The 13,663-nt window shown below is 64.3% G+C and carries 12 protein-coding genes; 10 read left to right on the forward strand and 2 right to left on the reverse strand.

The window, feature by feature from the left end:
• Window positions 1–85 precede the first annotated feature (85 nt).
• The 3 genes from AC3WJU_RS06460 (at window position 86) to AC3WJU_RS06470 (ending at window position 2,185) form a co-directional block, all read left to right on the forward strand.
• Window positions 86–898, forward strand: a complete 813-nt coding sequence (locus AC3WJU_RS06460; RefSeq protein WP_492259500.1) for a sugar phosphate isomerase/epimerase family protein — start codon at window positions 86–88, stop codon at window positions 896–898.
• Window positions 899–1,040: 142 nt separating this feature from the next.
• On the forward strand, window positions 1,041–1,832 hold the full coding sequence (locus AC3WJU_RS06465) for an SDR family NAD(P)-dependent oxidoreductase (protein WP_059389058.1): 792 nt from the start codon (window positions 1,041–1,043) through the stop codon (window positions 1,830–1,832).
• Window positions 1,833–1,927: 95 nt separating this feature from the next.
• Complete coding sequence (locus AC3WJU_RS06470) at window positions 1,928–2,185, forward strand: GNAT family N-acetyltransferase (RefSeq protein WP_370872685.1); 258 nt, start codon at window positions 1,928–1,930, stop codon at window positions 2,183–2,185.
• A 103-nt stretch (window positions 2,186–2,288) separates the two neighbouring features.
• On the opposite strand, the gene AC3WJU_RS06475 is transcribed toward AC3WJU_RS06470, so the two are convergent.
• On the reverse strand, window positions 2,289–3,260 hold the full coding sequence (locus AC3WJU_RS06475; protein WP_307053346.1) for an aldo/keto reductase: 972 nt from the start codon (window positions 3,258–3,260) through the stop codon (window positions 2,289–2,291).
• A gap of 144 nt (window positions 3,261–3,404) precedes the next feature.
• Here AC3WJU_RS06475 and AC3WJU_RS06480 point away from each other — a divergent pair, with 144 nt between their 5' ends.
• Complete coding sequence (locus AC3WJU_RS06480) at window positions 3,405–4,022, forward strand: TetR/AcrR family transcriptional regulator (RefSeq protein ID WP_306961570.1); 618 nt, start codon at window positions 3,405–3,407, stop codon at window positions 4,020–4,022.
• 251 nt (window positions 4,023–4,273) lie between these two features.
• Here the strand turns inward: AC3WJU_RS06480 and AC3WJU_RS06485 are convergent, their stop codons facing one another.
• Window positions 4,274–4,579: a helix-turn-helix domain-containing protein gene (locus AC3WJU_RS06485; RefSeq protein ID WP_332603379.1), complete on the reverse strand. Its 306-nt coding sequence runs from the start codon at window positions 4,577–4,579 to the stop codon at window positions 4,274–4,276.
• A gap of 312 nt (window positions 4,580–4,891) precedes the next feature.
• Between AC3WJU_RS06485 and AC3WJU_RS06490 the strand changes: the two genes are divergently transcribed.
• From AC3WJU_RS06490 to AC3WJU_RS06515, 6 genes are all read left to right on the forward strand, one after another.
• Complete coding sequence (locus AC3WJU_RS06490; protein ID WP_492259468.1) at window positions 4,892–5,542, forward strand: TetR family transcriptional regulator; 651 nt, start codon at window positions 4,892–4,894, stop codon at window positions 5,540–5,542.
• A 79-nt stretch (window positions 5,543–5,621) separates the two neighbouring features.
• Complete coding sequence (locus AC3WJU_RS06495) at window positions 5,622–6,374, forward strand: SDR family NAD(P)-dependent oxidoreductase (protein ID WP_492259469.1); 753 nt, start codon at window positions 5,622–5,624, stop codon at window positions 6,372–6,374.
• 134 nt (window positions 6,375–6,508) lie between these two features.
• Window positions 6,509–7,726, forward strand: a complete 1,218-nt coding sequence (locus AC3WJU_RS06500) for a glycoside hydrolase family 1 protein (protein WP_492259470.1) — start codon at window positions 6,509–6,511, stop codon at window positions 7,724–7,726.
• An 18-nt stretch (window positions 7,727–7,744) separates the two neighbouring features.
• Window positions 7,745–9,625 carry a beta-glucuronidase gene (uidA, locus tag AC3WJU_RS06505; protein WP_492259471.1) on the forward strand — a complete coding sequence of 627 codons (1,881 nt, stop codon included), beginning with the start codon at window positions 7,745–7,747 and terminating at the stop codon, window positions 9,623–9,625.
• 116 nt (window positions 9,626–9,741) lie between these two features.
• The gene (locus AC3WJU_RS06510; RefSeq protein WP_059389064.1) at window positions 9,742–11,091 is read left to right on the forward strand and encodes an MFS transporter; all 1,350 of its coding nucleotides are present in this window, start codon (window positions 9,742–9,744) and stop codon (window positions 11,089–11,091) included.
• A 51-nt stretch (window positions 11,092–11,142) separates the two neighbouring features.
• Entirely contained in the window at window positions 11,143–13,608 is a 2,466-nt protein-coding gene (locus AC3WJU_RS06515; RefSeq protein WP_492259472.1) for an alpha-L-rhamnosidase, read from the forward strand.
• Window positions 13,609–13,663 lie beyond the last annotated feature (55 nt).

Consider the following 13,663-nt stretch of genomic DNA (forward strand, 5'->3'; position numbering starts at 1 on the left):
TGCGATCCCTCGGCAGGGACCAAAATTCGTAGCGCGTTTACAAATAGGCGAAGAACAGAAGTGAGGATGCCTTCACGTGAACCAAATGATCATTAACACATTTTCCTATCTATGGTCATCTACGGCGATTGATGCCATAGCTGAATTGGTCGACAGTGGGTACAGAACTTTTGAAGTTCCGATCAGCTCGCCACATTGCTGGCCGGATGAGATAACCGCCCCTGAGCGTTCGGCAACTCGCGCGAGGCTCGTTGAGTACGGCGCAACCATCAGGTCACTGAACGCCGGTGGATATGACATCAACTTGGCCAGCCCGGGCGCCAACATGCGTCGCAAAAGCATCGAGCACATCAAATCGGTGATTGACGTGGCTGCGGCCTGGGATGTCCCCGAAGTCGTGATATCCCCGGGCACAAGACGCCCCATGATTTCACCTTCACTCGAAAAGACCTACGGGTGGATGTACGAGAGTCTGGAGAATCTGATTCCGCTGGCCAAGCAGGCCGGCACACGACTGCTCTTTGAAAACACTCCCTACTGCTTCACGCCTACCATCCAGGATCTGGCAGGCGTTGTAAGCACTATCAACGAAGAAGCAGTGAAGATTGTGTACGACGTCGCCAACGCTGCCTACATAGGAGAAGACCCCGTAAACGGCTTGCTCTCCCACCACGAAGCAATTGGACTTGTGCATATTTCTGATACGGGCACCGAAACCTGGGGCCATGATCCAATCGGCACCGGAGTGATCGACTGGAATGGATTGGGCACAGCCGTAAGGGAAACCTGCGGCGTCAATAACGTAGTCCTTGAAATCATTCGCGAAGAGAACCCCGTGCAGGAATTCGATAAGGCAATGCAGGATCTTAAGAATCAAGGCTGGGATCTGGGGTCTTAGCCCCTGGGTCGAGGTTGCGACGGGCTAGTCGATGTGTTTCCACTGCCACTTTTATGGTGTAGACGGATGGCTCTACAGCCCGTGGGCCCTCTTCAGTTAAGAATGACTTCATATGAAACCCAGGTAAAAGGAAATGTGTGCAATGAGAGCTTTGGTAAGTGGCGGAAGCACCGGCATAGGCGCGTCTACCTGCGTGAGAATCGCGGAGGCCGCTCTGGCCCGGGGTGTGCACCCGATGATTGCCGTATGTGGACACAAATCGAACAGCAGCCAAGAGCAGGTTGTTCGTTCAATCCAGTCCATGGGTGGTACCGCCATCGCACTGGCAGGTGATCTCGGGGATCCCGACGTGCCAAGTCAACTGGTAGAGGCTGCGATAGCGGAGTTCGGTGGCCTGGATGCGTTGGTAGCAAACGCCGGAATCGCCAGCCCTGCTGCCATCTGCGACTTGTCCCTTGAGGACTGGGACGGAATGTTCTCCGTCAACCTCCGCGGCGCGTGGCTTCTTGCCAAAGCGAGTTACCCGCACTTGAAGGACAGCAACGGCGCCGCCTGTTTCACCTCCTCCATGTCCGGCCAACAACCCCATGCTGGATCAGGTGCTTACAGCCCCAGCAAGGCTGCGTTGACGATGTTGGCGCAGACACTCGCGTTGGAATGGGCCCCTGACGGAATCCGTGTGAATGTGGTCTCCCCCGGCATGACTCACACCCGGATGACGGAAAAAATGTATGAAGATCCCCAAATCAAGAAGGCAAGGGAAGATATTATCCCGCTGGGAAGAATTGGCGATCCCATCGACATTGCGAACGTGATCGAATTTCTTGTCAGTCCGCTATCTGGTTATGTCACCGGCCAAGACATTTGTGTCGACGGTGGCTTCTCCAAATCTATCCTCAGCCATATTCCTGGACGACCCAGTTCCAAATCCTGAAGCCGAACTGTGCCGGCGCCCCCGAAAGTGGCCTAGGGCGTGTCTCCTAAAGCGGCTAGCCAGATGCTGACTGCTCGGAGAACCGCTCCTCCGCGATACGTGAGTGCGAGTTTGTCGTAGCGAGTGGCCAAGCCCTGCCATTGCTTGAAGGTATTACTGCCTGGGTCGAAGAAGTTATGGTGGCCGGGCAGGTGCGACGACAGGGGGTGGGGCAGGCCTTGATGACTGAGGCCGAGTTGTGGGGGCGGGAGCAAGGCGCTGCCTATGTCTCTCTAGCGAGCCGGCGGGCAGGAGGGTTCTACCGTGCGCTGGCTTATGAGGACGCCGCGACCTTCTTCAAGAAGCCCCTTTGATTCCGGCATCATCGAATAGTCGGCACAACTCGGTCATCGATAGACCCTGACACTCGTGTGGCCGAGGCGTGAGTACTTCACCGAAGTTCCTCGTATCTTCCGGTCAGGACCGGGTCCCGGCAGTTAGCGCCGAGACCGCATTGAGCTGTTCTTGGGTGAGCTCGACATCTGCTGCGGCGGCGTTGGCGCGGAGCTCGTCGGCGGTCTCGGCTCCAACGATCACCGATGCCACGGCCGGGCGCGACAACAGCCAGGCCAGCGAGACCTGCTGCATCCCCAGTCCCCACCCGCGGGCCAGTTGGTCGAGTTGGCGGGCGATGGCGATCTCGGCGTCGGGGTATCCGGGCCCGCCGTAGCGCTTGCCTCCGGCGATCGGCCGGTCCAGGACCGACAGGTCGGCAAGGAGACCGCCGTGCAGCGGCGCATAGGGAATGATCGACAGACCGAACCTCACGCACGCGGCGGCGAGCTCCTTTTCGGCGCTGCGGTCCAGGAGGCTGTACATCACCTGCGCAGCCACGGGGGCGGAGACCAGCCGGCGGTCATCGGCGATCCACAGGGCCTCGGTCATCAGCCAGGCCGGGTGGTTGGACAAAGCGACATACCGCAGCTTCCCCTGCCGGATCAGATCGTCGTAGACGGCAAGGGTCTGCTCCAGGGGCGTGTTCGGATCAGGGAAATGCGCGTAATAGAGGTCGATGCGGTCAGTGCGCAGCCGGCGCAGGCTTTGCTCGACCTGCTGGATGATGTACCGGCGCGAGAGACCGGCATCCGGATCGAACCTCCGCTCCCCCGACTTGGTCGCCAGCACCACCTCATCCCGCCGGCCGGCCAGGGAGCGGCCGAGGATCTCCTCGGCGGACGCCCGCTCTGCCGCCGGCGGAGCGCCGGGCCGGTCGAACGTCGAGGTCGAGCCGTAGACATCAGCGGTGTCAAAGAAGTTGATGCCCAGATCCAGAGCCGCTCCCACGACGCTATCGGCTTCGTGTGCGCTCGGTGCCACACCGAAAGTCGCCGTGCCCACGCAGATGCGGGACACGCGCACGCCGGTCGGTCCGAGAACGGAGTACTTCATCTAAAGGATTCCCATCTGCGAGTCTCGGGACTGGGCTGGCGCGTGCGGCGTTCCGTCAGGAGGTCCCGTGCGCTACAAGCCGTGTCGAACTTAAACCATAACCGACTGGTTATATTTCGGCAATGGTCGTGAGAAAGTAGTGACATGCCAGAAGCCGCAGAGACCAGAACACGGGGCCCCTACCGCACAGGCGTCCGCCGACGCGAGCAGCTCATCGGCATCGCGATGGACGTCTTCGGCGAACACGGCTTCGCCGGCGGATCCCTCCGCACGATTGCCGAGCAGGCCGGCGTCAACCACGCAACCCTGATCCAGCATTTCGGCAGCAAGGAAGGCCTGCTCACGGCCGTGCTGGAGGAATGGGACCGACGGACCGTGGAGAACGGCCTCATCGATGTCAGTGGATTGGACTACTTCCGGCGGTTGCCAGAGGTCATGGCCGCCCACCGGGACAACCGCGGCCTGCTCGAACTGTTCACCACTATCGCGGCCGAAGCCTCCAGTCCGGCCCACCCGGGCCACGCGTTCATCACCCAGCGCTACACCTCGAACCTGGCAACCCTCGCCGGGCATTTGCAGGAAGCGGTCGAAGCTGGCGACATTGTTCACCTCTCCCCCGCGCAGATTGAGATTGAAGTGCGGTTATTCACTGCCGTGATGGACGGCATGGGCCTGCAATGGCTCCTCGACCCCGAAACCGACATACACGCCAGCGTCACAACCTATGTCGAACGCGCCATTGCCGCCTGGGGAGGCCGGTAGCGCCCCTCTGTCCGATTCGGAGGGCACAACCAGAGGATCGAAGATTGAGAGGAAGACACTCCCGGCAATCCGCGCCGTCCTTTTTCCGAACGGTCCCTCGCGGCCAGTCCGAGGACTCGGTGCACCGGTCCCGTTGCAGGGGTGGGCCCTCGTTGCGCGGAGCGAACGCTGCGATTTAGCCCTTGCGGCCCATCGCCTCGTATAAGGCCTCCTACGTCGGTTGTTCAAACATGCCGGAGCGGGTTGCCGGGTCAGGCGATCTGGATCCGTTCGTCGCCGAGTTCAACCTCGACACGAAGCCGCCCACCGAGAGCTTCGACGTATTTCCGCAGCATATCGACCTGGGCCCGGTCAATGTCACCGTGCTCGATGCGGGACACCCTGTTCTGGCTCACGCGCAGACGCGCAGCCACCTCGACCTGCGTCAGGTCCGATGCCTCACGGAGCTCCCGAAGCCAGAAGGCCCGGACTTCATCGAACAGGTGCTTCTTGTGCCCTTCCACGGCAACGCGGTCAACAGGTCGCTTGGCCAAAATCTCTTCGACTGTCTTTGCCATTACGATCCTCCTTTCGGAATCCTCAGATGATCGGACCCATCGGCCCAGCCGCTGTCCGGATATCAGACCGACACCCAAACTTGACGGAGGTCCGGTACCAGACAGTCAAAATGGAAGGGTCCGCAACCACGACACCGCGACCCACGCGTTACCGATGATCTTCTCCTCGAATCTCGCCGCACAACAGATCTTGGGCGCAAAAATTGAAGGACTACAACTTTTGAAGTGCCAATGCGATGGCAATGTCGATGGTCCCAACCTAATCGAAGAAACATCTTGTAGCTTCTTCAGAATTCATGTAACGTGGGTCACATGGAACAGGCCACCAAGACACGAGGGCGTTACGCCAAGACCGCGGAGCGGCGCGCGGCCGTCGCCCGGGCCGCGCTGGAGATCATCCGCAGGAAGGGGCACAAGGCCCTGACCACCGCGGAGGTCGCATCGATGGCGGGAATGAGTGAGACCGCGCTGATGTACCACTTCCCGACCCGCGACCACGTCCTGGTCGCGGCCATGGAGCTCGCCGACGAGGAAATCGGTTCGCGCATGACGGCCGAGTCCGTGGCGGCCGAGCTGGTCTCCGGTGACTGGGATCCCGCGGGGACGGCGCGCCTGGTGCTTCTGGAGGGGAACACTGTCCGCCTCCTCCTCACCCTCGAGGCGGAAGCCCCGGACCCGGAGCACCCGGCGCACGAGTACATGAAGAAGCACAACGAGAACGCCGTCCTCGCCTTCGCTGCGGCCGTGAAACGGCGCCAGAGCGAAGGGCGTGCCCGTCCCGGGCTCGACCCGATGGGCACGGGACGGCAGATGATGGCGCTCTGGAGCGGCCTGCGGGCGCAGTGGCTCGTGGACCCCTCGTTCGACTTCGCCAACGAAGTCGCCCAGGGATTCCGCGCCCTCACGGGCGAAGCCGCCATGGACACGAAGAAGAAGATCGAAGATCTCATCGCGACGATCTGAGCAACGCACCGCACCACCTGTTCCCCGTGTCGCCGGCACGTGGACCCGCGATCAACTGCAACGACGCAAAGGAATCACTATGACCGCTGAAGACCGGTTCGCCGGAAAGACCATCATCGTCACGGGCGCCGGCTCCGGCATCGGGCGAGCCACCGCCGTCCGGCTCGCCGAAGAGGGCGCCCGGCTCATCGTCTCCGATGTGGTCGCCGATCGGCTCGACGAACTCAAGACATCACTCCCCGGAACGGACGTCAGGACCGTCGTCGGCGACGTCTCCGACAACCGAACGGTCGACGCGATCGCCGACGCCTGCGAAGGCCGTCTCGACGGACTGGCGAACATCGCCGGAATCATGGACGGCTTCCTCCCCGTCGGCGAGCTCGACGACGAGACATGGGACCGGGTGATGCGCGTCAACGTCACCGCACCGATGCGGCTGACGCGCTCCGCCCTGCCGCTCCTCATCGAGTCAGGAAGCGGTTCGATTGTGAACGTCGCCTCTGAAGCCGCCCTCCGCGGTTCCGCCGCAGGTGCCGCTTACACGGCATCGAAGCATGCGGTCATCGGACTGACCAAGAGCACGGCGTTCATGTACGGCCCCCAGGGCGTGCGGGCCAACGCCGTGGCGCCGGGTGCGGTTGCCACGAACATCGAAGCGGCGGTCCGCAGCGAATTCGCAGCCGGCCGGATCTTCCCTGTGATGCAGGCCATCGGCTCCCCCGTCGCGGAGGCGGAGAGGCTCGCCGCAGCAATCACCTGGCTGTTGAGCGAGGACTCACTCAACATCAATGGAGCCATCCTGCCCAGCGACGGCGGTTGGTCAGCCGCCTAGCCTGGCAATCAGCCCGGACTTAGTTTGAAACGATCCAAAGTGCGTCCGCCCGCGGCTGCACCCTATCCACAGCTTCCGAAACCACGAATCCAGAACCACGAATCCGCGGCCGCGCCGCGGAGAAAGAGACGACAATGAACAACTTCCCGCCCGGCTTCCTTTGGGGCGCCTCGACCGCACCTCACCAGATCGAGGGCAATAACATCAACAGCGACTGGTGGCTCCAGGAGCAGACCGTCCCCGGCATGGAGCCCAGCGGCGACGCCATCGACAGTTACCACCGGTACGCCGAGGACATGGAGCTGCTCGCCGATGCGGGCCTGACCGCCTACCGCTTCGGCATCGAATGGGCCCGGATCGAGCCGCTCCCTGGCCGGTTCTCCCGTGCCGAGCTCGCCCACTACCGGCGGATGATCGATACCGCCCTCGGACTCGGGCTCACCCCGGTCGTGACCCTGAACCATTTCACCACCCCGCAGTGGTTCGCCGACGAGGGAGGATGGCTCGGCGAGAGGGCGATCGAACGGTTCGCCTCCTATGTCACCGAGGCCACCACGATCCTGGACGGCGTCCCCTGGGTCGTGACGATGAACGAACCGAACATGCTCGCCATGATGGCGACCATGCGCCGGATGATGACGGCCGCCCCCGACGCCCAGCAGGATTGGCAGAGTCCTACGGTGGATCAGGATCCCCGGCCCCAGCTTTCCCCGCCGGATACGCAGATCGGCGCCCGCCTGGTCGAGGCGCACCGGGCCGCCCGCGACATCGTCCGCGCCCGTACGGACGCCAAGGTCGGTTGGACGATCGCGAACCGGGCGTTCGTCGCACGCCCCGGAGCCGAAGAGAAGAAGCGGGAACTTGAATACGTCTGGGAGGACCTCTACCTCCACGGATCAGCCGGCGATGACTTCGTGGGCGTCCAGTCGTACTCCAGCCAATGGGTCAACGAAGACGGCATCGAACCGCACCCGGCCAGCCCGGAAAACACCCTGGTCGGTACCGCGTACCGTCCGGACGCGATCGGCATCGCGATCCGCCACACCGCCGAAGTCACCGGCGGGATCCCGATACTCATCACCGAGAACGGCATCGCCACGGCCGATGATCAACGCCGCATCGCCTACACCGGCGAAGCGCTCCAGCACGTGTCCGAGGCCATCGCGGACGGCATCGATGTCCGCGGATACCTGCACTGGACGCTTCTGGACAACTACGAGTGGGGCCACTGGGAGCCCACCTTCGGACTCGTGAGCGTCGACCGGGAGACGTTCGTCCGCACCCCCAAGCCGAGCCTCGCCTGGCTCGGATCCGTCGCCCGGGCCGGCGCGCTCAGCGCCCTCGCCCACTGACCCTCAAGGAGTTCTTCGATGCTGAAGCCCCTGGCAACCGCCACCCGTGAACTCGTCAACCTCGACGGCCTGTGGCTGTTCGGCCTCGACGGCACGCTCGGCCCGGAGCCGTGGAAGTCACGGCTCGAAACCCGATTGGAAGCGGCCGTCCCCGCCAGCTACAACGACCTGTTCGCCGAGCAGAAGATCCGCGACCATGTCGGCCTGGTCTGGTACCAACGCACGGTCCGCGTCCCCCGCGGCTGGTCGGACCAGCGCATTGTGCTCCGTTTCGACGCCGCAACCCACGCCGCTGCCGTCTACGTCGATGACACCCTGGTTGCGGAGCACGTCGGCGGATACACGCCCTTCGAAGCGGACCTGACCGGGCTCATTGCCCCCGGGACGGAATTCCGCCTCACCGTCGCCGTCGACAACCGGCTCACCAACATCACCATCCCGCCCGGGAAGCTGACCGTCGGCGCCGACGGGCAGGAAAGGCAGACGTACTTCCACGACTTCTACAACTACGCCGGCCTTGCCCGCTCCGTCTGGCTCTACAGCACCCCCCGGTCGCACCTCACCGATATAACGGTGACCACGGACGTCGTCGACGGCGGCACCGGGCTAGTGAGCTACCGACTGGCTACCAGCGAACCGGCCCCCGCGAGTATGCGGCTCATCGACGAGACAGGGAACACGGTCGCCACAGGCGAAGGACACTCCGGCACGCTCCGGGTCGAGGACGCCGTGCTGTGGAGGCCGGGAGCAGCACACCTCTACCGTCTGGAGGTCGAGATCCATGACGGGTGGCACGTCGTCGACGCCTACGAACTCCCGGTCGGGATCCGGACGGTCGCCGTCCAGGGCGAACAGTTCCTCATCAACGGCGAGCCGTTCTACTTCACCGGCTTCGGCAAGCACGAGGACTCCGCGGTCCGCGGCAAGGGACACGACAACGCCTATCTCGTGCACGATTTCCGCCTCCTTGACTGGACGGGAGCGAACTCGTTCCGCACCTCCCATTACCCTTACGCCGAGGAAGTCATCGAGTTCGCCGACCGGCACGGGATCGTGGTCATCGACGAGACCGCCGCCGTCGGACTCAACCTCGCCGTCGAGGCCGGGCTGACGGGACAGCCGCCCCGGCCCACGTTCTCCCCGGAGACAATCAACGACCAGACCCAGGCGGCGCACGCCCAGCATCTACGGGAGCTCATCGACAGGGACAAGAACCACCCCAGCGTCGTCATGTGGTGCGTCGCCAACGAGCCCTCCTCCAACGAGGACGGGGCAAGGGAATACTTCGAACCGCTCATCAAACTCACCCGGGAGCTGGACCCGACGCGCCCGGTGACCACGACGGCGGTCATTTTCGCCACGAGCGAGAACGACCGCCTCGCGGACCTCGTCGACGTCATCTCCCTCAACCGCTACTACGGCTGGTATGTCGCCACCGGCGATCTCGAGACCGCCGAGAAGCTCCTCGAGGCCGATCTGCGCGGCTGGGCCGCGAAGCACGGCAAGCCCATCATGATGAGCGAATACGGCGCCGACACCATCGCCGGCCTCCACTCCGTCCTGGACACCCCGTGGACCGAGGAATTCCAAGCAGGCTTCCTCGCCATGAACCACCGCGTCTTTGACCGGATCCCCTCATTCGTCGGAGAACACGTCTGGAACTTCGCCGACTTCGGCACCGGCCCCGCGATCCACCGTGTGGACGGGAACAAGAAGGGCATCTTCACCCGGGACCGCAGGCCCAAGACCGCCGCGTTCGCACTCCGCGAGCGATGGACGGGACTCCACGGCCGCAAGCCAGGGACAATCACCGCACAAAACGGGCAGCACCAAACCGCGGCACCTGATTTCACCCAGGAACCGGCGCTGTACATGCCCGCAGGCGCCCAGCGCTCATAGCAGCCACAAGCTCACCGTGGGGGCGGCATCGCCGCCGCCCCCACCCCACCAGTCACCAATCCCTGCCGCAGCAAAAAAATACGTCGCGCACATCGTACCCAGACAAAGGAGTCATCATGGTCAAGCCCAGCTACGGGGACCTACCACCCAAAGAAGCGGAATCCGCGGTCCTCACGGACGCAGGTTCCAGGCAAGGACCCCCCGCCGGTATCCCCGACATCGAGGCGCCGGCGCTGAAGAAGGCCAGTGCCAGCTACCTGACGCTGATATCGTTGGCGAATTTCGGCGTCGCGATGGCGTTCATCGTCCCGATGTCCTACTCACTTGCCGTCCGCATCTCCCAGCTCGCCCCAGGCCACGAAGAGCTGCTCGGCTACGTCACCGGAACGGCACAGTTCATCTCCATCGCCGCCAGTCCCCTCGTCGGCGTCTGGAGCGACCGTTTTCGCTCCCGCCTCGGCCGCCGCACCCCTTTCATGATCGGCGGAGCCCTCCTCGGCATCCTCGGACTCCTCGGCATCTCCCTGGCACCCAGCGTGCTCCTCATCGGCCTCGGCTGGGTCTTCGGACTCTTCGGCTGGGCGGCCGCGGGCCAGGCCATCTTGAACCTCCAGGCCGACCGGATTCCCGAGGAACAGCGCGGCAAGATTTCGGCGTTCAGCGGGCTGTCGGCCCAAATCGCCCCCGTCCTCGGAATCGGCATCGCCTACGCCGTCTCCTCCAGCACCCTGCTCGTCTTCCTTGTCCCCGGCCTCGTGGGTCTTGCACTGGTGGCTCTCTTCTCGCTCGTCAAGCGCGAAGGCAGCTCCGTGGGCCTCGTCCACAACAGCACCGTCACCGTCAAGGCCCTCCTGACCAGCTACACCTTCAGCCCCCGCAAGCACCCGGACTTCGGCTGGAACTGGCTGGGCCGCTTCATCTTCTTCATGGGCCTTTACTTCAACACCACCTTCGGCAGCTTCTTCTACGCCCAGCGCCTGGGCCTTCCCATCAAGGAAGTCGCCGGAACCGTCGCCCTGATCGGCATGCTCGGCATCGTCGCCGCCACCGCAGGCGCCCTCACCGGCGGGTTCCTCTCCGACAAGCTCCGTCGACGCAGGCTGTTCGCTTTTCTCGGCGGCCTGCTCTTCCTCGCCGGCGGCATCACCGAAGCCTACGCCCATTCCTTCATCACCCTGCTCGTCGGCGCACTCATCATGCAGTGCGCGATCGCCCTCTTCAGCGCGGTGGACCAAGCCATCATCTTCGCCGTACTACCGGACCGGGCACAGGCCGGACGCTACCTCGCCGTCGTCGGATTCGCACAACGGATCCCCAGCGCAATAGCACCCCTCCTGGCGCCCTTCATCATCGTCCTGGGGGCTGCCGGGGCCGAGAAGAACTACACCGCCCTCTACCTCACCGGCGCCGCGCTGGCTCTCTTGGGAAGCCTCATCATCTTCCTGAAGATCAAATCCGTGCGCTGAGCAACGACCTGCCACCCCAACACGCCAACCAACAAGAGAGCTGAAACACCCATGGGCAACACGCTCAAAACCCCGCCGGACCTGGCGCCGGCCCCCGCCGGAACAGCACCCGTCAAATGGACGGCCGCCTGGATCTCGCCGGCCGAGTCCGAAGAAGCCGCCGGCCAGGACGAGCGCGGGGCCTACATCCTCCGCAGGTCATTCGACCTTCCCGCCCGTCCCGCCGCAGCCACGCTCTACGCAACCGCCCTTGGCGTCTACGAGGTGTTCCTCAACGGAATCCGGGTGGGAGACATCGAACTGGCACCCGGTTCCACCAGCTACGACGAAACCCTGTACGCCCAGAAATATGACGTCGCGGACCTCCTCATCCCCGGTGGCAACCGGATCGACGTCGTCCTCTCCGACGGCTGGTTCCGCGGCAGGAACAGCGGCGCCCAGCGCCGGAACGTCTGGGGCAACACCACCGCCGCCCTCGCCCAACTCGAAATCGACCTCGGATCCGGTGCGGGAATGACCCTGGGGACCGACCGGGACTGGATCACCCTGCCCAGCCCCATCGTGCGGGCGGACCTCATGACGGGTCAGACCACTGACTTCCGCATCGATCCGGACCGCGCCGAACCCGGCCCGGTCCGGGTCGGCGTCGTCACGTCACCTACCCCTTCCCGGTCACCGGCCCCGCCCGTGCGCCGCGTCGAGGAACGCAAGCCGGCGGCCCTGACCCGGCTTCGGGACGGGGTCTCGATCCTCGACGCCGGCCAAAACCTCTCCGGATGGGTCAGGCTCACCAGCTTGGGGCCCGAAGGAACGGAGACGGTGCTCGAGTTCGGCGAGCACCTCGACGCCGGCGGCGACCTGACGACCACCCACCTGAACATGAAAACACCACAAGGCGGGCTGCTCGAATTCCGCCAGACCGACCGCGTCATCGCCGGGGTTGGCCCCGGCATCTTCGAACCGCGGCACACAGTCCACGGCTTCCGCTATGTCCGCGTGTCGCACCCTGGACGCGAGCTCTCCATCGATGACTTCACGGTCGTCGTCGTCCACTCGGACCTCGCACGCCGCGCGTGGTTCACGTGCAGCGACCCGGACCTGGAACGACTCCACGAAGCGGCCCTCTGGAGCTTCCGCAGCAACATCGTGGACGTCCCCACCGACTGCCCCACCCGCGAACGCTCCGGATGGACCGGCGACTACCAAGTCTTCGCCCCCACCGCCGCCATGCTCTACGACGTCCACGGCTTCTCCCGCAAATGGCTCCAGTCCGTGCGCGATGACCAGTGCGAGGACGGGCTCCCCGCAGCCTTCTCCCCCGACTCGGCACGGATCCGGCACCATCCCGGCAACCCCTCGCGCGTCATGGGCGGATCCGCCGGCTGGGGCGATGCCACAGTGCTCGTCCCCTGGGCCATCTACGAAGCGTACGGAGACACGGAGCTTCTCGCGGAAAGCTGGGACTCGATGACCCGCTGGGTCGACTACGCGCTCCATCTCGCCAAGACGGCCCGCCACCCGTCCCGGATCGCCCGCCCAGAGACACCGCTCCCCCACGAGCAGTACATCTGGGATGCCCCCTTCCACTACGGAGAATGGCTCGAGCCCAAACGCCGCCGGGCAGACGGGTCCCTCATCGACCCCATGGCCGAAAATCCCTACGCCTACATGAGCGCGGACCGTGGCGAGGTCGGCACCGCCTTCCTGTACCGCACCACCAAGACACTCAGCCGGATCGCCGGAATTCTCGGCCGGGATGCAGCAGCAGATCACTATGGCAGGATCGCGGCCGCCGTCAGAGACGCCTGGCAGACTGAGTTCCTCACACCCGAGGGGCACACCCGCGAGGACACCCAGGGCGCCTACGTCCGGGCCCTGGCCTTCGGTCTCATCCCCGATTCCCTCAGGGAAGCGGCCACCGAACGCCTGGTCCAGCTCATCCACCACGCCGACGACAGACTCGGCACCGGATTCCTCTCCAGCGGCCTGCTCCTTCCCGTCCTCGCAGCGTACGGCCACACCGACCTCGCCTACCGACTGCTGCTCCGGCGCGGGACACCGTCGTGGCTCGGCATGCTCGAACGCGGCGCCACCACCGTCTGGGAAGACTGGGAAGGCGTCGACGAGCACGGTATCGCGCACGAATCGCTCAACCACTACAGCAAGGGAGCCGTCATCCGCTTCCTCCACGAATACCTCGTAGGCCTCAGGCAGGCCCCCGGCTCAGCCGGGTGGGAACGCTTCGACATCGAACCCCACCCCGGCGGAGGCATCACCTCGGCCAGCTTCCGCTTCATCTCCCCCCAAGGCCGCATCCAGGTCGCGTGGGAGATCGCAAACGAGGAGTTCCGCATCGATTTCACCGTACCCGAAGGAACCTCAGCCCGCCTCACCCTGCCAGACGGCACAAGCACCGCCTACCCGCCCGGAACACATTTCGCATCCTGCCCCGCCACAATGCTTACCAACGTGGTTCGTGGCCCTGCTCCTGCGTCTGATAGGCGCCCCGTTTGCTGATGCCCCGGTCCTCCTTGTTCCTCGTACCGGGAGAACCGGGGTAGTGATCCGCCCT

The sequence above is a fragment of the Arthrobacter sp. FW306-1B-F12A genome (genome assembly GCF_058781865.1).

Excerpts from the sequence above, each read along its gene's own strand:
- AC3WJU_RS06460 (WP_492259500.1), top strand. The coding sequence starts at position 86 with ATGATCATTAACACATTTTCCTATCTATGGTCATCTACGGCGATTGAT.
- AC3WJU_RS06465 (WP_059389058.1), top strand. The coding sequence starts at position 1,041 with ATGAGAGCTTTGGTAAGTGGCGGAAGCACCGGCATAGGCGCGTCTACC.
- AC3WJU_RS06475 (WP_307053346.1), bottom strand. The coding sequence starts at position 3,260 with ATGAAGTACTCCGTTCTCGGACCGACCGGCGTGCGCGTGTCCCGCATC.
- AC3WJU_RS06480 (WP_306961570.1), top strand. The coding sequence starts at position 3,405 with ATGCCAGAAGCCGCAGAGACCAGAACACGGGGCCCCTACCGCACAGGC.
- AC3WJU_RS06485 (WP_332603379.1), bottom strand. The coding sequence starts at position 4,579 with ATGGCAAAGACAGTCGAAGAGATTTTGGCCAAGCGACCTGTTGACCGC.
- AC3WJU_RS06490 (WP_492259468.1), top strand. The coding sequence starts at position 4,892 with ATGGAACAGGCCACCAAGACACGAGGGCGTTACGCCAAGACCGCGGAG.
- AC3WJU_RS06495 (WP_492259469.1), top strand. The coding sequence starts at position 5,622 with ATGACCGCTGAAGACCGGTTCGCCGGAAAGACCATCATCGTCACGGGC.
- AC3WJU_RS06500 (WP_492259470.1), top strand. The coding sequence starts at position 6,509 with ATGAACAACTTCCCGCCCGGCTTCCTTTGGGGCGCCTCGACCGCACCT.
- uidA (WP_492259471.1), top strand. The coding sequence starts at position 7,745 with ATGCTGAAGCCCCTGGCAACCGCCACCCGTGAACTCGTCAACCTCGAC.
- AC3WJU_RS06510 (WP_059389064.1), top strand. The coding sequence starts at position 9,742 with ATGGTCAAGCCCAGCTACGGGGACCTACCACCCAAAGAAGCGGAATCC.
- AC3WJU_RS06515 (WP_492259472.1), top strand. The coding sequence starts at position 11,143 with ATGGGCAACACGCTCAAAACCCCGCCGGACCTGGCGCCGGCCCCCGCC.